Origin of the sequence: Enterovirga rhinocerotis (genome assembly GCF_004363955.1) — a bacterium.
GTDB classification, from domain to species: Bacteria; Pseudomonadota; Alphaproteobacteria; order Rhizobiales; family Beijerinckiaceae; genus Enterovirga; species Enterovirga rhinocerotis.
The window spans coordinates 1-19,759 of the sequence record NZ_SNZR01000002.1; the positions used below are offsets into that span (position 1 = coordinate 1).

Here is a 19,759-nt window from a genome sequence, read left to right on the forward strand (position 1 = left end):
TGACTTGGATCTGGCTGTCGGCAACGATCGTGTTGATCGGGGCCGAGTTGAACGCGGAGATTGAGCACCAGACCGCCAAGGATAGCACCGTCGGTCCACCGGCGCCACTTGGTGCGCGAGGCGCCGAAGTGGCGGACAACGTTGGACGTGCAGTGGCGTGATCCACCATTCGGCGATACGAACCGCCCCGGCTTCGCCGGAGGCTCATCGGGTGCTGCTTCTCGAAGCTCAAACAGTTCCGACGTGTCGCACCCGCCTCGAGAAGACAGCCAGGAACTAGCGCGCAATCGCGGCGATCGTCGTATGATGTCCACACCGCCTAGAGGAATTGCGAGCTGGGCAGGTATAGCAGTTGCTAGCAGGATCCGACGTGAAGCCAGATCGGCTGGCCTTCGACCGCAGAGTGGCCTTGTCTCGTCACGGCTTCACCGCTGTAACCCAATAGACGCCGCCGGCGGGAAATGGCTGAAAGCGTGCGTGCATATCGGCCAGCAGCCTGGTGGGGTCGAGATCAGCGAACAGTGCCGGGTGGAGCCATTTTGCGAACGTCTGGATGGCTGCGACGTTGAACGGCGAATTGTAGAAGTGGTGCCAGATCGCGTGGGCTCGCCCATCCCGCACCGCGGGAAGATCGGCGATGCCCTGCCGCGCCAGCGCGTTGGTCAGGCGAGCCTGCGCTGTCTCTTCGGATACCCCTGACCCGAGCGCCAGGAAGCTTGCTTTGGCATTTTGCCCGCTTCCGATCGCGGTGCCGATATAGACATCGGGGGGGTGTGCGATCAGCCATTCGAGGCTGACCACCCCCGCCTCGCCGGGTAGGATTGGTTCGGCGACGTTCACCCCGCCCGCGGCACCGACGAAGCGGCCCATCATGCCGCGCGTCATGGTCTCGCAACAGCCGCGACCAAGGCCGACCCTGCTCTCGATGAAGACACGCACGGGCGCCGGCCGCTCACGGGCGAGACGCTCCGTCACGGCGGCGAGAGCCGGGCGCCAGACCGAAAGAAATTCCTCCGCCCTGTCCTCACGGCCCAGGACCTGCCCAAGGAGTGCAATGGAACGCGGGGTGTTAACGAGCGGATCGGTTCGAAAATCGACGAAGACGATCGCGACACCCGCCGCCTCCAGGGCATTGATCACCTCGGCGGAGCGTGCCCCCGGTCCGTGGCCGGCGAGCCCGAAGATCGCGACCTGCGGCTTCGCGGTAATCGCCTGCTCGATGCTGAACGTGTCTCGCGCGGCGCGGCCGATGCGCTTGATCTGGTCGATTTCGGGAAAGCGGGCGCGGTAGCGAGCGTAGCTGCCCGGATCGACGCCCTCGTAATCGCCCATCATCCCTACAATCCGGCGAATCGGGTTCTCCGGGTCGAAGATCGCGAGGGTCGGGATATACCGGCCCTCGCCGATGATGATGCGCTCGACCTTGTCCGGCACCTGCACGGTGCGGCCAGCCAGATCCACGACCTCCCGCGCCTCGGCCTGCGGCGCGGCGAGGAGCAGCAGCGGAGCCCCGAGGCAAGCCGCGACGCGCCTCATACGGGCGCCGATCCGACCGCGCCGCACTGTGGCGCAGGCACTGCGTAGCCCGTCCGAGGTTGCCGCCATGATGGCTCAGAACTCGATGGTGGAGGAGAGCCGGAAGGTGCGCGGCGCTCCGACGCTGAGATACCCTCGTGACGCCGTGGCCCAATAGGACTCGTTGAAGATGTTGTCGACATTGGCCCGGAGGGTGATCGGCTTGCCGTTGAGCCCGGTCGTGACGTAGCGCAAGCCGGCATCGACGCGCACCCAGTCAGGGATCTTCTGCGTGTTGAGCTGATCGTAGTACTGGCTGCTCGTGTAGAGGATCCGGCCGGTCACGGTCAGGCCCGGGAGCAGCCACGGCGGCAGATCGTACTCACCGTACAGGTTGAACGCCGTGGTCGGCACGCCGGGCGCGGTGTTGCCGTTGACGTTGACAAAATACGGATTGGCGGTGGTCCGAAGGTTCACGTCCGTGGCCTTAACCAGTTCAGCGTCGATGAAGGTAATGCCCCCGACCAGTCTGAGGCCCTGCACAGGCTCACCGAAGACAGCCAGCTCGATGCCGCGATTGCGCTGCATTCCGTTGACCGAGAAGGTCGCCGGCTCGGTGGGGAAATTCGCGGGAAAGGTGGTCAGGGCACTCGGCTGCTCGATCTCGAAGAGCGAGGCGGAGACCGCGATCGTGCCTAAATCATACTTGGCGCCGACCTCCTTTTGCTTGCTGACAATCGGCGCGAAGACCTGGTTCGCATTAACTACGCTCGTGGGAGCGGATGGGCCCGACTGAAGGGCCTCGATGTAGTTGGCATAGATGGAGAGGTTCTCCAGCGGCTTCACCACCACTCCGACGGCCGGGCTGAACCTGCTCTTCTCGTATTCAGAGGCCAGCCAGCCCTTCGTCGGCGTCGGACGCGTGTTGTAGCTCTGCAGATCGAGTTCCTGATAGCGGCCGCCCAAGGTCAGCTGGATGCGGTCGTCGAGAACGGACAGAGTATCCGACACGGCGATGCTTTTCGCGTGCAGTTCGGTGAAGAGAGGCTGCCCGGCGGAGCGCGGCAGCCCCGCGGTGAAGACGGACCCCGCCGGCAGATGGACCGGGGCGTAGATGTTCGTCTGGAAGCTCGGAAGTGCCGGAGGGAAATAGCCCCGCGAGAAGTTCTTGTTGTTCGCGTGCGAGGCCGAGACGTTGATCCGATGGGAGATGAACCCCGTCTCGAATTGCGAGCGCAGGCCGACCTCGCCGGAGAACCCCTGAAGCTCGAGGGGCGCGATGGCCAAGGTATTGGTCGCGGTGCCGGCACTGTTGGTGATGCTGTAGAACGAGGACAGGTATTCCTCGTTGTAGCGGCTGAGACCGCCCGCGGCGTAGATCGTCGTGTTTGGGAGGAGGTCGTATTCGACGCGCGCGGCAACCATGCTGTAGCGGTTGTCGAGGTACTCCAGCGAACTGGCCGTATTGAGGCTCGCTTTCGGCGCCTTCGGAATGTCGATCCCCCGAACGATCCCGTTGAAGATCGAGGTCGGCGCGGTGGTGTTCTGCGTCGAATGGGCGAGGTCCAGCGAGGCGCGGAAGCGGTCGCCGCGGTAATCGAGGCCGAGCGTGAGGTTGCTCGCCTCGACCTTGTTCTTGTCGAGGGCCGTCGAGCCGTCGCGATAGGCGCCGTTGAAGCGCACGCCCCACTCGTTGAAGGCGCCGAACCGGCGGCCGATATCGACATGCGCGCCGAACTGGCCCTTGCCGATATAGGATGTCGTCACGCGGTTGATCGGATCGTCGGTGGCGCGCTTCGGCACGAGGTTGATCGTGCCGCCGATGCGCCCCTCCCCGCCGTTGAGGAACGAGCTCGGCCCCTTCAGGATCTCGACGCGCTCGATCCCCTCGATGAAGCTGCGGCGCGCGTTGGTGAGATAGAACAGGCCGTCGAAGGCGGTGTCGAGGTTCGTCACCGAGAAGCCGCGGATGAAATACGAGTCGCGGTCGCTAAAGGGGGAGACGTCGTTGCGGACGGACGAGTCGTTGAGCACGACATCGGCGACGGACAGTGCCTGCTGATCGGCCATCAGCTTCGCGGTAAGGCCCGTCAGATTGTACGGCGTATCGAGGAAGGAGCGATTGCCGAGCATGCCGACGCGCGCGCCGGTTCCGACCTGGCCGCCGGCATAGGGAACGGGCGGCTGGCCGATCGTCCCCGTCGGCGGCGTCGGGTTCACGGCCGGAGGCGGCGAGACCTGGCCTCGCTGCGGAGCCGCTGCGACCGGAAATACCGCACGCCGGACCGGTTGCCTGACCCTCGTGGCTCGCACAGGCGCGGCGGAGCGGGCGACCTGAGGCTGGGCCGCCGGCACGGCTGGACGAGTTGCAGGGGGAGCGATCTGCACCGGCGGGAGTTGCGACTGCGCCAGGGCGATTTCGGCCGATCCGACCGACAACATCGTGCCGGCCAAAAGGATGAACCGGCGGCTCGCGCCTGCATTCGGTCTGTTACCTGCTGCCCCTGACATTTCGCCCTCGCTCAAGCTAAGGGCTGGCTAAGGGACGAATCGGCCAGACGTCTATTGCAAAATGGCAACTCAGAGGCAGAGATCCGCATTCTTTATTAGTTCTAAAAACAATCTATGCTTGGTCGCCAAGGCAACAACCGCGATATCGCAGCGAACATCAGCGATCTGTCCGATTTAATACGCAACCTGCGCGCCATGATTGCTCGCCACCTCGGCGAGCTGGCCGATCTCCGACATGGGATCGATGCAGGCAAGCGCACCCCTCAGGCAGAACCGATCGCGTCGAGCCCGTCGACGATGACCTGGAGTCGGCCGGCTGAGCAGAGCTCGACCCTTGCCGCCACACCATAGACCTCCGCGAGGAGCCGTGGCGTGAGGACCGCGCGCGGATCTCCGTCGGCGACCAGCGCGCCATTGCAGAGAACGACGAGACGGTCTGCCCAGCGCGCAGCGAGAGCCAGATCGTGCAAGACGGTGACAACGATCACCCCCTCCTCCGCGAGGCTTCTGACGACCTGCATCACGCGAACCTGATGCCGCAAGTCGAGCGCGCTCGTCGGCTCGTCGAGCAGCAGGACCGAGGGATTCCGGACGATGGCCTGAGCCAGGCCGACGAGTTGCCGTTGCCCGCCCGAGAGTGCCACGAGGGGTTCGAGCGCGAGAGCCCCGATCCCCAGACGCTCCAGCACCTCCATGGCGCGCCGCCGCACGGCCGACCGTGCGGCACCAACAGCGTCCATGGGGTTCACCGACAGAGCGGCAATGGCAGCCTCCAGAGCGCTCAGCCGCGCGCCCGTCGGCAGAGTCTGCGGCATGAACCCGACATGCCTCGCCCGCAGAGTGCGGTCGGCGCCTGCGAGTTCGGTCCTTCCGAGCCGTATCGATCCGGTCATGGGGAGGAGCCCTGCCAGCCCCCGCAGCAGCGTCGACTTTCCGACCGCGTTCGGCCCGACGATGGCTGTCACGCTGCCGGGCTGCAGGGGGGCGAGCGTGAGCCGCTCGACGACCGGCCGGCCCGGATAGCCGACGCTGATGTCCTCGACGGTCAGGGCTAGCCCGAGTTCCGTCATGTCCGCCGTCGCCGCATGATGAGGAAAAAGAAGAGCGGCAGGCCGACGATCGAGGTGACGATGCCGACCGGAAGCACCGCGCCCGTGACGAGGAGCTTGCTCGCGATCGAGGCGAAGGACATCACCACCGCGCCCGTGAGCGCACTGGCGGGCAGGAAAAAGCGGTGATCCTCGCCGATCAGCATCCGCGCGATGTGCGGCCCGACGAGCCCGACGAAGCCGATTGTGCCAACGAAGGCGACCGCTGTCGCCGCAAGGAGGCTCGAGCGGAGAAGGGAGTAGAAGCGCAGCCTTGCGACATCAATGCCGTAGCTCGCCGCGCGCTCCCAGCCGAGCCGAAGCGCCGTCATGCGCCAGGCCGAGGCCATCGAAAAAGGCAGCGTCAGGACGATGACCGCCGTGAGGATCCCGATCGCGGCCCAGTTCGCGCGCGCAAGGCTCCCCATGCTCCAGAACGCTAGTTCCTGCAAGGATTCAGCCGAGCCGAGGAATTGGACGAGGGCAAGAAGCGCGTTGAAAGTGAAGACCAGGGCGATGCCGAAGAGGACGAGGACAGTCGGCCCTTCCTCACTGCGCCGCGCCATGGCCTGAAGCAGCAGCACGGAACCGAAGGCGAACAGGAACGCGTTGCCCGCGATCGTCAGTCCCGGAGGCAGGAACGGCAGGCTGAGCCCGAGGACGATCGAAAGAGAGGCGCCGAAGGCGGCCGCGGCCGAGACGCCGAGCGTGAACGGGCTCGCCAGGGGATTGTCGAGGATGGTTTGCATTTCGGCGCCCGCGAGGGACAACGCGACGCCGACGAGAATCGCCATCAGGGCAACCGGAAGGCGGACATGCCAGACGATGACTTGGGCGCCGCGGCTGGCCTCGGGCGCCCCGATCAGGGCCGCCCAGGTCTCGGCCAGCGGCAACCCCGAGGGGCCCGTCGTCATGTCCAGCAGGAGGCCGGCCAGTGCCAAGGCCAGCAGGGCGGCGACGATCAGAGCCCGCCGACGCAACTGGGCGGCATAGAGGCCCAGCACCTGCTCCCCAGCGTCGGAAAGCTTGACCGGCGGCCTCTCCGCCCTCGCGCCACGGTCGGCCGATGCGCTCTCAACAGGCATGCGGCGCATCGGTCGAGCAACGGAGCGCGGGCAGCGACTTCGTCGGCCCTAGCTGCTTCTCGGAGCCATGCAATGGCAAAGGGACATCCTCGTCGAGGGAATTGGGATCGATCCCTCAACCACGCGGCGTTCGGCTGAAGGTGTCAGATGCGCCATACAATGAGCGTCGGGGAAAGCACCATCTCTGAACGTCGCAGCCCTCGGCCAGGGCCGGGATCGCGACCGCGACATCGAGGCCGGTCGCCGTCATGTTCAATCGTTCTCCTGCGACCACTCGAAGGCGAGCGTTTCACGGAAGGCGAAGCGCTCGACATGCCGAACCACGACGTCGCGAAGATCGGATAACGCAGAAGCGGTCTCAGCGCTGAGATCGATCTTCAAGCTCACGTCATCGGCGCTAAGGCGCGTCTCACCTAGCGGCAACGCAATTCGCGCGGAAGTTTCATTAAACTCGGTATCGAACCTATGAGCCCAATGCTTAGACAGCTGCTGTAGGTATCGGCTTCCGTTCAGCGTCTTGATCACGGCTTGACTGCGAAGCATCGATCGATCCTCTCCTGAATGTGCCTGCCGATAGAAGGACGAGCCTGGATGCCGACGTGGTTGCACCACGCCAAACGGCGATGAAAGATGCCATTTCGGCGCGGGTGCGCGGTGCCGTTGCGAGGGCGTGGCAGTAGGATGAAGGAGTAATTGCCCGGGACTTCGGCCAAGGAGCGCCGCTAGCATCTCGCGCGAAGAACGTTCACGCCATTGCTCTCCAAGCGCTGAATCAGTAACAACCTACGCTCTGATCCGGTCGGATTGTCGGCCAAGACTGCCCGCCGCGTTTCTGGCCGCGTCCACGAATGCCTCGCGGGCCGGTGGTGATTGGTCCCGCCGCCAGCCGATGCATATCTCCACAGGTTCTGGGGCCTGGTCGATCTCGAGAAGTCGGATGGCGGGCCAGTCCAGCTGACGTGAGGAATTCGGCACCAGGGCGATGCCGAGGCCCGCGCCGACGAGGCCCAGAACGGTGTGGATCTGAGTCGCCTCCTGCACGACGTTCGGAATGACGCCGACCGCGTCGAAGGCAGCCGTGATGCGCGCGTGGAACAGCGGGCTGGCCTCCCGCGGAAACATGATAAAGCGCTCTCGCATGGTGTCTGACAGCCGCAGGCTGCGACGGCGCGCCAGCGGATGATCCTGCGGCACGGCGAGCCGGAACGGCTCGTGCAGAACGGTTTCGTAGGCGAGATCGTCTTCACCGCCGATCGGACGCAGGATGCCGAGGTCGATGTCGCCGCTGCGAAGCGCATCGATTTGCGCCAAGATGGTCATCTCCCGCAACTCGATCGCGATGTCGGGCCGCATAGCGCGGAACTGTTTCAGCGTCGCGGGCAGAACTCCGTAAGTGCTCGAATGGATGAAGCCGATACGCAATCGGCCTGATATGCCGGCGGCCACCTCCCGCGCCTCCAGGGCGGCATTGTCGAGCGCGGCGAGGACGGCCGTCACGCGCTCCGCGAAGCTCCGCCCCGCTGCCGTCGGCTCCACATGCCGCTGCGAGCGCCGAAAAAGCTCCACGCCCATGCTGCGCTCGAGTTCCTGAATGCGTCGGCTGAGATGCGGCTGGGCAATCCCGAGCAGCGCGGCCGCGCGCCCGAAATGAAGCTCTTCCATCAGGACGAGGAAGCTGCGGAGGCGAACGAGGTCCATCCGATACGCATTCCGTATCGGAGACGGATTGACAAGTTATTGGACGTCTTTCTCGAAGGCGCGCTAGTCGATTTCGTGAAGAATTCGGGAGGGACGTCAGGATGATCGGTTTTCGCATCGAGCCGCGCTTGGCTGCGATCGATCCGGCGCTTCTCGGCACGCTGGGCGGAATCCCGACACCGATCGTCAGCGACAACATGGGGCGCCTCTATGCCGGCGGCGCATCCCTGCGATCCTTCCATGACGGTTCGGCGATGATCGGCTCCGCGCTCACCGTCCGGACGCGGCCAGGCGACAACCTCATGGTGCACAAGGCCATCGACATGGCCGAGCCGGGCGACGTCATCGTGGTCGACGCGGGCGGAGACATGACCAACGCCATCATCGGCGAAATCATGCTGAACATCGCCGCGAGTCGCGGCGTCGCAGGCTTCGTCATCGACGGTTGCATCCGCGATTCCGATGCCATCGCAAGGGCAAGCCTGCCGGTCTTCGCCCGCGGCGCCAGCCATCGCGGACCCTACAAGGACGGTCCCGGCGAGATCAACGTGCCGGTCACGGTCGGCGGCCAGCCGGTGATGCCGGGCGATATCATGCTCGGCGACGTGGACGGCGTGCTCGCGGTCCCGCGCTCGCAGGCGGCTGCCGTTGCCGAGCTGGCGCAGGCCCAACTGAAGCGGGAGGAGGCGATCCTGGCCTCGATCGCGGACGGCACCGTGGACAGGTCCTGGGTCGACGCAACGCTCCGCGCGAAGGGGCTCCCGCTTTGACGCGCATCCCGCCGGACGCGCTCATCGACTTCTGCACGCAGGTCTTCTCGGCCGCCGGCGTGCCGGCCGAGGTCGGCCGCACGGTCTCAGACTCTCTGGTCTATGCCGATCTTCGTGGCGTCGAATCGCACGGCGTCCTGCGCATGGAGATCTACCTGCGGCGCGCGTCCGAAGGCATGGTCGATCCACAGGCGGCGATCTCGATCGTCCAGGACGGAGGCGCGACGGCCCTCGTCGACGGCGGCAACAATTTCGGCGCGCATGTCGGCCGGAAGGCGCTGGAGCTGGGATTCGCGCGCGCGGCGCAGCACGGCATCGCGGGCATCGGCGTGCGCCGCTCGAACCATTTCGGAACAGCAGCCTATTTCGCCGAGGCGGCCGCCCGCGAGGGCTTCGGCGCGATCGTCGTCTCGAACGCCTCGCAGACCATGCCTCCGCACGGGGGGCTTCGGCCGTTCATCGGCACCAATCCCTTCGCGCTCGCCTTTCCGACGGATAACGGCGTGCCCTTCATGCTCGACATGGCGACCAGCCAAGTTGCGCGCGGCAAGATCATCGCGGCCGCGAAGAGGGGCGAGGCCATTCCGGCCGGCTGGGCCATCGACGCGGCAGGCCGTCCGACCACCGATGCTCAGGCAGGCCTCGACGGCGCGGTGCTGCCGCTCGGTGGCGCCAAGGGTTCGGGCCTGTCGATGGGGATCGACATCCTGTCGGGCGTCCTCACCGGCGCCGGGTTCGGCCCCGGCGTGCGCAACATGTACGAGAATTGGCGGGAGCCGCAGGATGTCGGGCATTTCTTCATCCTGGTCGACATCGCCCGCTTCGCGCCGCTCCAGCTCTTCACGAGCCGCTTCGCAGAATATGCCGCCTTGTTGAAGGGCGAGCCGCGAGCCGCAGGCTTCGATGAGATCCTCTATGCCGGCGAATACGAGCATCGCCTCGCCGAGAAGCGTCGGACGGAGGGTCTCGATCTGCCCGCGGCGGTCGTCTCGGATCTCGAGGAACTGGGGCGCCGCTTCGGCGTGCCCTGGCCGGACGAGCGGCCAGCAGACGCCGCCGCGTAGGTTCAACGACACAACAAGGGAGGGATGGGATGCTCGGAAGATTCCTGGTCGGCTTCATCGGCCTGACCGCATTGGCGCAGCCCGTGCTGGCACAGCAACCCGCGCCCGCGACTTGGAAACCGGAAAAGCCGATCCAGCTCATCGTCGGCTTCCAGGCGGGCGGCGGAACGGACGTCACGGCTCGCCTCGTCGCCCAGGCTGCCGAGGGCATCATTCCCGTGCCAATCGTCGTCGTGAACAAGCCGGGCGCCTCGGGGGCCCTCGCGGCCGAGTTCGTCGCCGGCGCCGAGCCCGACGGGCTCACCCTCCTGATCGGAGGCGGCAGCGAGAGCACCACGCTGCCGATCTACGGGAAGTCGAACTACAAGCTGTCTGACTTCAAGGCGATCGGCCGCGTCAACCGTGAGCACATGGTGCTGGTGACCCGCAAGGGCAGTGGGCTCGACAGCATCGAGGCGCTGGTCAAGCGGGCGAAGGCCGAGCCGGGCAAGCTCACCTATGGCTCATCCGGTCACGGCGGTATTCTCCAGGCCGGCTTCCAGGCCTTCGAGCGAGCGGCCGGCATTCAGCTGTCGCACGTGCCCTATCGGGGCGGCGCGCATGCGCTGCAATCGGTCCTCGGCGGTCACCTCGATATGACGCTCATCACCCCGCCCGAAGCGAAGGCGCAGCTGGAGGCAGGCACGGTGCACGCCCTCGCGACCACCTCCGACCGCGCCTCGGCTATTCCCGACGTGCCATCGCTGAAGGAGCTCGGCTACGACGTGAACGTCGAGAACATGAAGGGCCTCATGCTGCCGGCACGGACGCCCGACCCGATCACGCGCTACCTCACCGAAGCCTTCGGCCGCGTGATCCAGGGCGAGAAGTTGCGCGAGATCGCGGCGCGAAGCGGGTTCGAGATCAGCTATCTCGACGGCGATGCGTTCTTCGCCGCCATGGACCGCACCTCCAAGGCCGTCCAGGCGGCGAAGAAAGACTGACGATATGCCCCCAAAATTGTCGGTCGCCTGCATCGGACTCGGCGTCATGGGCGCTGGCATCGCTTCGAACATCGTGCGAAGCGGCTTCCCCACGCGTGTCCACAATCGCTCGCCCGAGAAGGCTGCCGCCCTGAGCGCACTGGGCGCGGTCTCCGCCCTCTCTGCAGCCGAAGCCGCGGCAGACGCCGATGTCGTCGTGCTCAGCCTGCCCGCGACCCGCGACGTGGAAGCGCTGTTGTTCGGCGAGGCCGGGATCGCCGGTTCGCTGGCCCCCGGCGTGGTCGTGGTCGATACGAGCACCATCGATGCGGTCGCCGCGCGTGGCATGGCCGAACGCCTTGCGGCGTCGGGCCGGCACATGCTCGACGCCCCGGTTAGCGGCGGCCAGAAGGGCGCGGCCGAGGGGACGCTGTCCTGCATGATCGGCGGAGCGGACGAGGCGCTGGCCCGAGCCCGCCCGGTGATCGAGGCCTTCGCGAAGACGATCGTCCATGTCGGCGCTTCCGGCGCGGGTCAGGTCACGAAGGCCTGCAACCAGATCTGCGTTGCGGCTTCCATGGCAGCCGTGGCCGAGTCGGTCGCCTTGTGCGGCGCGATGGACGTCGACGCCTATCGCGTCCGCGAGGCGTTGCTCGGCGGCGCCGCACGCAGCACCGTCGTCGAGAAACACATGCAGCGGCTTCTCGACGGAGATACCGCGCCAGGATTCCGCGCCGTCCTCATGGAGAAAGACATCGGCATCGCGCTCGACACCCTGCGCGGCCTTCGCGTCGCCTCCCCGGTGACCGCGGTGCTCGATCAATTGATGCACGGCCTGGTCGCCTCGGGACGAGGCGACCAGGACTGGTGTTCGCTCGGACACCTGATTCAGGAGCGGTCGAACAGGCCGGCCGATAGCCGGTAGCGAAACGCACGGGCGAGAGCACGCTGGAAGCGATCTCAAAGCCCCCTGACCAGCTCGTCCTCATCCCGTCTGGCCAAGTCGGCTCAAGCGGCGTCATAATGCGCCAACAACTGACGTTAAGGGGCAGCCCACCAGAGGACGTCCGCGATTGCCCGATTTTTTGCTTCCTCCGGACACTCCGCCCGCGCCCGATCAGAGGCAACTTATGGAGCTGACGATTGCTGCTGCCTCGACCTATGTCTTGAGTGGTTTGTGAGATAGCGGCGTAAGGATCAGGATCGGCAGGACTGACATCAGGGCGACGCTGTAGAATGACAAGTCGAATCGTCCGGTTGCGCCCAGGATCGCGGCGAAGGTCATGGGGCCAAGAAAAAGCCCAATGAAAATCAGCATGGTCGCGCCGGCTGCGGTCTCACTGATCTGGCCCGGCTTCGCCCGACGAGCGATCTCGGCTATTTGTACGCCGTTCCAGCTCGACACGGTGATCCCGGCAATCCCGGATAGGATGGCGACGGCCGAAAGCGGCCAGGCCTTGCTGCTCAGACCTGCTGCGAGAGCGGTCGCAACACCGGCTGCCGCAACGAGCCGGAGCGTCAGGATGCCCGAGCCGAGCCGGTCCGACAGCCAGCCGAGCAGGATTCGCCCGGCAACCCCCGTCGCCTGCATGATTCCGAAGAGCAGGCCCGCGGCGACCAGCGAGTAGCCGAGTTCAACGACGGCAAAGGTGACCAGAAAGGCAAACCAGCATCCCTGTCCGTAGGCGAGGCATGCGCCGGCAAGGGAAAGCGGCAAGGTACCGGGGGCATCGCCGAGCGCGCGCAATGGCCGCTGCAGGTTTTCGCGCGAGAGGAAGCTGCGCCAGCCGAGCCTGCCGCCGTATCGTTCGCTATCCAGCCGGTCGCGAAGCGGCTGCACCAGTGCCACTGTGAGCAAGACGAGCCCTGCCGAGGCGAGAAGCGTCGATTGCCAGCCATAGGCTTGGGCGAGCGGCGGAAGTGCGAGCCCCGCCAGAACGCCGCCGACCGGTACCCCCGCCTGCTTGATCGAAAAGATCAGGTTGCGGTGAGCTGGCGGGGCGTGTCGTTGCAGGATGTCCGAGCCCGCCGGGCTCGATGGGGCGTAACCCAGCCCTATGAGCAGGCAACCGGCAACGGTAGCGGCCGTCGCCGGCACCGGGAGAAGCGCCAGGCCGACGAGGCCCAGCCCAAGTCCAATCTGCAAAGCCCGGATCGGACCGAGATGTCGGATCAGAGGCCCCCCTGCGGCTAGGAATGCGATCGATCCGAAGGTCGTCGCCGCCGCCAGATATCCGATAGTCGTGTCGGTCCAGCCAAACTCCGGCCCAACCGCCGGCGCGATCGTCGGAATGATGCGGGTCAGGAAGGCCGCAGTGGCCTGAACGAGCAGCGTCCCAAGCAAGGCCTGAATCCAGGCGGCTGCGTCAACCTCCCTGGTCGGTTCTATGCTCACAACTTTCCACCTAATGCCCCCAATACGCCTAGCGAACGACGGGGATTTCCATCCGAGATCGACGGACGCTTACGAGGACTAGGAACTACCTGCAACGATGATCGGTCAGCCGCCAGGAAACCCATCGAGAGCCCTCTGACGACGCAGGAGAGAGGCCGGCCGGGTCTTTGGCTACCGGATTTGCGAGACGGCCGGGAGGTTGAATGATGTCCATCAACTGAAAAACCGGACCACGCCGAACGCCGGGATCAGTCTCGCCAGACTGGCCCGAGAGCGCGCTGTCCGCTTCCGTGTTGCGCCAACAGCTGCCGTTGGCTGATCGCCACATTCCGGACGTTGGTGATCCCGTGATCGCTACGTCGCCTTGACGTTGATCGCCTCGAACTGCTTGTCGTGCATGACCTCATCGAGGGAGTGGCCGGCCAGGTCGGCCTCGACCATGCCGTCATGGCGGCGAGAGGCTGAAAAAAGCGGCGCCCGCAACTCAATTTCACTGAGATGGGCGTGCCGATCGGGTCATCACTCGTCCACATCGCGACGGGTGAAACGGTTGAGGTAATCGATCCTAAAAAGGTACGGCTCCGCGGAGATGTAGTGTCGTTGACGCGCGCACAGCAGATCGTGTCCGGTGCCGACTATGCCGTTGCGCCAGGACGGCATTGGTCCTTCAACGAGGTGCTGATCAGCACCCTTTACGAAACCACCTATCCAGCCACGATGTCGGGCGACTAAAACAGCATGACCGGGAACGACCGGCAAAGCGAAACAAGCTGCATGAGGGGCGGAATCGGTGACCAGGCTGTATCCTCGCGGATCGGAATGGCGGCAGTGGGATCTTCATATTCACACGCCAGCATCGTTTCATTGGCAGGGCGAGAGGTTCACCGGAGGCGGCCGCGGGCCTCGGGATCTAGAGCTGGTTGACGAGATGGTCGCCGCGCTCAACGACGCAGCACCGGCCGTCTACGCCATCCAGGACTACTGGCACTTCGACGGGTGGTTCGCCCTAAAGCGGCGGCTCGCGGACGCCGGCGCGCCCACACTCGGAAAGACGGTGTTCCCCGGGATTGAGCTGCGCATCGCGGCGCCGATGCAAGGCCGCCTGAACGCGCACGTGGTCTTCTCGAACGAGATCGAGGACCAGCTGCTCAAGGACTTCCTGTCCACCCTGAAACTGGAGATCACCAACCAGCCGGTCTCCGAGCACGCGCTCATCACCTACGCGCGCAACCTCAACGCCGACAAGCTGAAGGTTCACGGCTTCGACAAGGCCGAGGTCGCGGGCCACGACGCGCTCGCGCTGAGGGCCGGACACATGACGGCGGAGATCACCGTCGACAGCTACAAGGCGGCGGTGCGCTGCGTCCCCGGCGGGCTGGCCTGCGGCTTCATGCCGTTCGATACCCACGATGGGCTGGCGACCGTGAAGCACCTCGAGCACTACGCCTACGCCATCGGGCTGTTCGAAAGCTCCCCCATCTTCGAGACGCGCAACGAGGGGCTCTGGAACGCCTTCGTCGGCCGGCGCGTCCCGCAGAACGAGTCGTTCTTCGACGCATTCCAGGACACCGTCGGGAGGACCCCGCGGCTACCCGTCTCCGGGAGCGACGCGCACAGGTTCCGTGGCATCGCGGGCGACAACAATTCGCGTGGCTACGGCGACTTCCCTTCGCAGCGGACGACCTGGATCAAGGCCGACCCGACCTGGAGAGGGCTCCAGCAGGCTATCAGGGAGCCCGCGAAGCGATGCTTCATCGGCGCTGTGCCGCCCAAGCTCGAACGCGTGTCGGCCAACAAGACCTTCTACATCGACCAGGTTAGGCTCGCCAAGGTGGGCTCCAGCACGCTCGCCGAGAGTTGGTTCGACGGCTGCACGGTCCCGCTCAACCCCGACCTGGTGGCGATCATCGGCAACAAGGGGAGCGGCAAGAGCGCGCTGGCCGACGTCCTCGCGCTCGTCGGCAACTCGCAGCAGCACGCGCACTTCTCGTTCCTGAAGGCCGACCGCTTCCGAGGGAAGGCCGGCGAGCCGGCCCGGCAGTTCGAGGGCGAGCTGCGCTGGCTCGCAGGAGAGCCGAGCAGGGGGAACCTGGCCGACAACCCGGCGGCGGACCGCGTCGAGCTCGTGCGCTACGTCCCGCAGGGCCGCTTCGAGGCGCTGTGTAACGAGCACGTAACGGGACGCTCGGTGAACTTCGAGCGCGAACTACGCTCCGTCATCTTCTCCCACATCCCCTCCGAGGACCGTCTTGGGGCGCTGGACTTCGACCAGCTCATCGCGGCGCAGGAGGCGATGCTGCGCGTGCGCCTCGACGAGACGCGCAAGAACCTAGCGTCGGTCAACCGCGCGATCGCGTCCATCGAGGATCAGCTGCACCCGGCCACCCGGCGCAACGTCGAGGAGCAGATCCACCTGAAGTCCGCCCAGCTCGCTGAGCTGGACCTTGTCAAGCCGGAACCGGTCCCGGCGCCAGCCGAGACGCAGTCGCCCGCCCAGGAGGCCGCGGCGGCGACCCTGGCGGAGATCGCGGCGGAGAACGAGCGGCTGGACGCGGAGGCGAGGACGATCGCGGAGAACGCCGTGGCCGCCGCCGCGCGGCGGAAGGCGGTGAGGAACATCCGCGAGCGCCTCGCTCTCCTCAGGTCGCAGGTCGGCTCGGCCATGTCGGAGATAGGCGACGACCTCCGACTGCTGGACCTCACCGAAGCGGCCGTCCTGCTGTTCGAGATCAGAGACGACCAGCTCGCCGCCGCGGACGACACGGCAATCGCGAGCGCGGCTACGCTGGCCGCCCGCACCGCCGAGATCGCCGCGACGAGGCAGGGCCAAGCCGAGCGCCTGAAGGCGGCGACCGAGGCGCTGAACGGCCCGCAGCGCGCGTATCAGGACTTCCTCAGCAGAATGAGGGCGTGGCAGGGCTCCGCGGACGCGATTGAGGGCACGGCAGACGTCCCTGACAGCAGGAAGGGTCTGCAGGCGCGGCTACAGCAGCTGGACTCGCTTCCCGCCGCCCTGGTCGAGCGGAGAACGGAACGAGGCAGACTCGCCGGCGAGATCCTCGACGTCCTCGCCCTCCAACGGGACCAGCGATCGCGGCTGTTCGAACCCGTGCAGGCGCTCGTCCGGGAAAATGCCCTTGTCGGCGAGGAGTACCGCCTGCAGTTCGAGTCCAACTTGGCAGCCTACCACGACGCGGTCTCGGAGAAGCTGTTCTCGCTGATCAAGCAAAGCATCGGCGAGCTCCGCGGGGAGGACGAGAGCCGCGCGGCGATCAAGTCGCGCCTCGAGGCGCGCGACCTGAACGACAGGGAGGGCGCGCTCGCCTTCGCCGACGACGTAAACGCCCTGCTGCACGAATCCGCCCGCCTGCGGACCCCCGACCAAGCGGACATCAACGGCCTGATGAGGAAGGACAGGTCTCCAGCCGAGGCGTACGATCTCCTCTACGCCTTCGAGTACCTCGAGCCGAAATACACGCTGCTGTTCCAAGACACCCAGATCGAGCAGCTGTCGCCGGGCCAGCGGGGCGCGCTGCTGCTGATCTTCTACCTACTCGTCGACAGGAAGCGGAACCCGATCATCCTCGACCAGCCGGAGGAGAACCTCGACAACGAGACGATCGTCAGCCTCCTCGTGCCGGTGCTCAACGCGGCGAGGGAGACCAGGCAGATCATCATGGTGACGCATAACCCTAACCTCGCGGTGGTGTGCGACGCCGAGCAGATCGTCTTCGCCGAGTTCGACCGCAAGGCGCTCTGCAGCATCAGCTACCTCTCCGGCTCAATCGAAGACGTTGAGTTGAACAGGGCCGTGGTGAACGTGCTCGAGGGGACGAAACCCGCCTTCGACAACCGCGGCCGAAAGTACCAGTGACGGCGGGCGGCCTGCTGCGGACGCGAGGGCGGAGGTCGGCGGCGCGCCCAGCCGCCATCGCGCCAGGCCGCCCACCGGACATCGCCAACGTCGAAGGGAACACGGACGCATGGTGAGCTTCCGCTTCCTGCACGCCGCCGACATCCACCTCGACAGCCCGCTGCACGGGCTCTCGCGCTACAACGGGCTCGCCGTTGACGAGGTCAGGGCGCGACCCGCGCCGCGCTGGACAACCTCGTGCCATGCGATCGACGAGCGGTTGGACTTCGTCCTGATCGCCGGCGACCTGTTCGACGGCGACTGGCGCGACATGGGCACCGGCCTCCACTTCGCGCGGGCCGTCTCGACCAGGCGGGCATCCCCGTCCTCCTGCTCGCCGGCAACCACGACGCCGACTCCATCGTGTCGCGGAGCGTCCCGTGGCCCCGCAGCGTCACGCGCTTCGGCGCGCGGAGCGCGGAGACGCACACCCTCCCCGACCTGGTGGTAGCGATACACGGGCGGAGCTTCGCCACCGCCGCCGTCACGGAAAACCTCGTCCTCGCCTATCCCGAGGCGGTGCCGGGCAGCTTCAACATCGAGATGCTGCACACCGCGCTAGCGGGGCGGCAGTCACATGCCTCCTACGCACTCTGCGGCGTCCGAGGACCTGAGGGCCAAGCGATACGACTACTGGTCCCTAGGACACGTCCACGAGTTCGAGGTCGTGCCGACCCCTACGTCGTGTTCCCCGGCAACATCCAGGGCCGCACGATACGCGAGACCAGACCCAAGAGGGCTGTGGCCGTGACGGTGGAGGACGACGCGGTCGTCGCGGTCGAGCGGATCGAGCTGGACGTCCTACGATGCGCCGTGGTCGACGTGGACTGCACCGGTGCCGCGGCCTCGGACGCGTCGGACCTGCTGTTCGCGGCCGGCTCGGGGTTGACCGGCGTCTCGAACGAGCTCGCCGCGCTCGAGGCGGAGGCCGACGGGATATGGGGACCGCGGGCGACAGCCAGGCGCAGCTTCACGCAGGCGCAGCGAGAGCTGGCGGAGAGCCAGCGCGCCGCGCGCGACCAGACGCTCAAGCCCCGGACATGGCTCGACGCGAGGTCGCGCCCGACGTCAGATCGTAAGGCTTCTACGATCATCAGTCAGCTGTCGAAAAGCGGACCTTCTCAACTTCCGCTTCGGTCAACTCCGGCCCTGAGAGCACTCTCCCGCGGCGTCCTTCCGCCCTGCGACCTTCGGTCGTCCGCGCTGTGGCGGTGAACTGCGGCGGCATCGGCAGAACCCGCTCGACTACCGTCGCGAACGGAGCGTCAGTGCCCTCGTCGAACACGGGGAGCACGACATGGCTGAGGGGCTGAGCATCACGACGGGCCTGCGGGAGCTGAGCACGCGATTGGCGGAGGTGTCCGCGATCCTGAAGGCGGCGGTCGTCTGCGCCGAGAGCGGATCGGAGCAGCAGGCCCTGCGGATCGCGATGGATATCGACGAGGTGCTGCACGAGGCGCAGGCCCTGCACGGCGCCATCCGCCTGATCGGCCGCATGCAGCGCCAGGCGGAGACGCCGGCTCCCTAACCCCAGCATCGATCTCCGGGATCGTCGCCCCGCCGGCCTTCGGGCCGATGGCGGGGCCGGGTCAGTGGCAGGCCGGAGATGGATCCGGGCTGCGCTGAACCGGAGCCACATCATGTCGATCACCCTGTCGAAGACCGAGACCCGCCTCCTCACCGAAGCTGCCGGCCATGGCGGTGCCCTGCAGCTTCCAGAGACCATGAAGCCGATCACCCGCCAGCGGATGCTCGGCCGCTTCGAGGCCGACGGCCTCATTGCGGTGGGAGGCGAGGATGGGACCGAGCCCCACCTGACCCCGGCCGGCTATCGCGCGGTCGGGCTCCCGGTTCCCCGGAAGGCAAAGGCCACGACGTCACCCAAAGGCCCGGAGGACGGCTGCGCCGGGGCACGTCCTTCGACCAAGAGCGCGCTGATCACGGCGATGCTGGCTCGGGACGAAGGAGCAAGCCTTGAGGAGTTGATGGAGGCGACCGGCTGGCTGCCCCACACGACCCGTGCCGCCCTGTCCCGCCTGCGCTCGTCCGGCCAGGTGCTGGCCAAGAGCAAGCGGGAGGACGGTCGGACTGCTTATCGGATCGGGGCCAGCGAGGCGGTCTGATGATGCGATCGATGCAGACCAGTCCGGCAGCCGCGGGCAATCCCGCGGCGTCATCCGCATCGCTGGAGGCTCAGCTCCAGGGTCTGGAACAGGCGAGCGTCACCGATCTTCGCGCCGAATGGCGTCGGCTCTTCGGGACCGACCCGCCTCGCTTCAGCCGGGACCTGTTCGTTCGAGCCATCGCCTACGGCATTCAGGAGCGGATGTTCGGTGGCATGTCCCGTGCGAGCCTGAAGCAGTTGCGGGGACCGGCGGGGGATGCGGACGGTGGGAAGGCAAGCTCGTCTCCCACTCTCCAGCCCGGAGCGAAGCTCGTCCGGGAATGGCATGGCCGCGCCCATGTCGTGATCGTGACGGAGACGGGCTTCGACTATGCCGGCTCGACCTACCGCTCCCTCACGCAGATCGCCAAGCTGATCACAGGCGCGCATTGGTCGGGACCCCGCTTCTTCGGCCTCGTCAGTCGGAGGTCGACCGCCGATGTCTGACCGGGGGAAGACGCGCCTGCGCTGCGCGATCTATACGCGCAAGTCGAGCGAGGAGGGCCTCGAGCAGGAGTTCAACTCGCTCGATGCCCAGCGCGAAGCCTGCGAGGCCTATATCGCCTCGCAGCGCCACGAGGGGTGGATGCTGAT

Annotated in this window: 19 protein-coding genes and 1 pseudogene; 12 read left to right on the forward strand and 8 right to left on the reverse strand. The window is 66.4% G+C overall.

Annotated elements, in window-relative coordinates:
* Positions 1-194: 194 nt before the first annotated feature.
* Positions 195-280 (forward strand): annotated as a pseudogene (locus tag EV668_RS25685) (IS5/IS1182 family transposase); the annotation flags it as partial.
* Between the two features lie 137 nt (positions 281-417).
* Here the strand turns inward: EV668_RS25685 and EV668_RS00115 are convergent.
* From EV668_RS00115 to EV668_RS00140, 6 genes are all read right to left on the reverse strand, one after another.
* On the reverse strand, positions 418-1,536 hold the full coding sequence (locus EV668_RS00115; RefSeq protein WP_133767836.1) for an ABC transporter substrate-binding protein: 1,119 nt from the start codon (positions 1,534-1,536) through the stop codon (positions 418-420).
* 75 nt (positions 1,537-1,611) lie between these two features.
* Positions 1,612-3,957 (reverse strand): TonB-dependent receptor, encoded by a 2,346-nt coding sequence (locus EV668_RS00120; protein ID WP_245512732.1) that lies wholly within the window; start codon positions 3,955-3,957, stop codon positions 1,612-1,614.
* Between the two features lie 332 nt (positions 3,958-4,289).
* Positions 4,290-5,096, reverse strand: coding sequence for an ABC transporter ATP-binding protein (locus EV668_RS00125; protein ID WP_133767840.1), 807 nt, complete (start codon positions 5,094-5,096; stop codon positions 4,290-4,292).
* Positions 5,093-6,199 (reverse strand): FecCD family ABC transporter permease, encoded by a 1,107-nt coding sequence (locus EV668_RS00130; protein ID WP_133767842.1) that lies wholly within the window; start codon positions 6,197-6,199, stop codon positions 5,093-5,095. The genes EV668_RS00125 and EV668_RS00130 overlap by 4 nt, the downstream gene beginning before the upstream one ends.
* Before the next feature lie 252 nt (positions 6,200-6,451).
* Positions 6,452-6,742 carry a DUF2218 domain-containing protein gene (locus tag EV668_RS00135; protein ID WP_133767845.1) on the reverse strand — a complete coding sequence of 97 codons (291 nt, stop codon included), beginning with the start codon at positions 6,740-6,742 and terminating at the stop codon, positions 6,452-6,454.
* Positions 6,743-6,982: 240 nt separating this feature from the next.
* Positions 6,983-7,897: a LysR family transcriptional regulator gene (locus tag EV668_RS00140; RefSeq protein WP_133767847.1), complete on the reverse strand. Its 915-nt coding sequence runs from the start codon at positions 7,895-7,897 to the stop codon at positions 6,983-6,985.
* Between the two features lie 101 nt (positions 7,898-7,998).
* On the opposite strand from EV668_RS00140, the gene EV668_RS00145 reads away from it, so the two are divergent.
* The 4 genes from EV668_RS00145 to EV668_RS00160 are packed head-to-tail and all read left to right on the forward strand — an operon-like array spanning position 7,999 to position 11,618.
* Positions 7,999-8,667 (forward strand): RraA family protein, encoded by a 669-nt coding sequence (locus EV668_RS00145; protein ID WP_133767849.1) that lies wholly within the window; start codon positions 7,999-8,001, stop codon positions 8,665-8,667.
* A complete protein-coding gene (locus EV668_RS00150; protein WP_133767851.1) occupies positions 8,664-9,731 on the forward strand; it encodes an Ldh family oxidoreductase in 1,068 nt (355 codons plus the stop codon). Before EV668_RS00145 ends, EV668_RS00150 begins: the two co-directional genes overlap by 4 nt.
* Before the next feature lie 29 nt (positions 9,732-9,760).
* Positions 9,761-10,714: a Bug family tripartite tricarboxylate transporter substrate binding protein gene (locus tag EV668_RS00155; RefSeq protein WP_133767854.1), complete on the forward strand. Its 954-nt coding sequence runs from the start codon at positions 9,761-9,763 to the stop codon at positions 10,712-10,714.
* Between the two features lie 4 nt (positions 10,715-10,718).
* Positions 10,719-11,618 (forward strand): NAD(P)-dependent oxidoreductase, encoded by a 900-nt coding sequence (locus EV668_RS00160; protein ID WP_280960075.1) that lies wholly within the window; start codon positions 10,719-10,721, stop codon positions 11,616-11,618.
* Between the two features lie 234 nt (positions 11,619-11,852).
* Here the strand turns inward: EV668_RS00160 and EV668_RS00165 are convergent, their stop codons facing one another.
* Positions 11,853-13,037, reverse strand: a complete 1,185-nt coding sequence (locus EV668_RS00165) for an MFS transporter (protein WP_166652280.1) — start codon at positions 13,035-13,037, stop codon at positions 11,853-11,855.
* Positions 13,038-13,442: 405 nt separating this feature from the next.
* Positions 13,443-13,571, reverse strand: a complete 129-nt coding sequence (locus EV668_RS25505; protein WP_280960074.1) for a hypothetical protein — start codon at positions 13,569-13,571, stop codon at positions 13,443-13,445.
* 316 nt (positions 13,572-13,887) lie between these two features.
* Here EV668_RS25505 and EV668_RS00170 point away from each other — a divergent pair, with 316 nt between their 5' ends.
* From EV668_RS00170 to EV668_RS25115, 7 genes are all read left to right on the forward strand, one after another.
* Positions 13,888-16,962 (forward strand): TrlF family AAA-like ATPase, encoded by a 3,075-nt coding sequence (locus EV668_RS00170; protein WP_166652281.1) that lies wholly within the window; start codon positions 13,888-13,890, stop codon positions 16,960-16,962.
* A 109-nt stretch (positions 16,963-17,071) separates the two neighbouring features.
* Complete coding sequence (locus EV668_RS24980) at positions 17,072-17,452, forward strand: metallophosphoesterase family protein (protein WP_208111455.1); 381 nt, start codon at positions 17,072-17,074, stop codon at positions 17,450-17,452.
* Positions 17,446-18,216, forward strand: a complete 771-nt coding sequence (locus EV668_RS00175) for an AAA family ATPase (protein ID WP_208111456.1) — start codon at positions 17,446-17,448, stop codon at positions 18,214-18,216. Before EV668_RS24980 ends, EV668_RS00175 begins: the two co-directional genes overlap by 7 nt.
* Before the next feature lie 82 nt (positions 18,217-18,298).
* Complete coding sequence (locus EV668_RS00180) at positions 18,299-18,529, forward strand: hypothetical protein (RefSeq protein WP_133767860.1); 231 nt, start codon at positions 18,299-18,301, stop codon at positions 18,527-18,529.
* Positions 18,530-18,641: 112 nt separating this feature from the next.
* On the forward strand, positions 18,642-19,124 hold the full coding sequence (locus EV668_RS00185) for a DUF3489 domain-containing protein (protein WP_133767862.1): 483 nt from the start codon (positions 18,642-18,644) through the stop codon (positions 19,122-19,124).
* Positions 19,124-19,612 carry a DUF2924 domain-containing protein gene (locus tag EV668_RS00190; RefSeq protein WP_245512736.1) on the forward strand — a complete coding sequence of 163 codons (489 nt, stop codon included), beginning with the start codon at positions 19,124-19,126 and terminating at the stop codon, positions 19,610-19,612. The genes EV668_RS00185 and EV668_RS00190 overlap by 1 nt, the downstream gene beginning before the upstream one ends.
* Positions 19,605-19,759 (forward strand): recombinase family protein (locus EV668_RS25115; protein WP_133767865.1); only part of this gene is annotated, 155 nt, incomplete at its 3' end. The genes EV668_RS00190 and EV668_RS25115, both read left to right, overlap by 8 nt.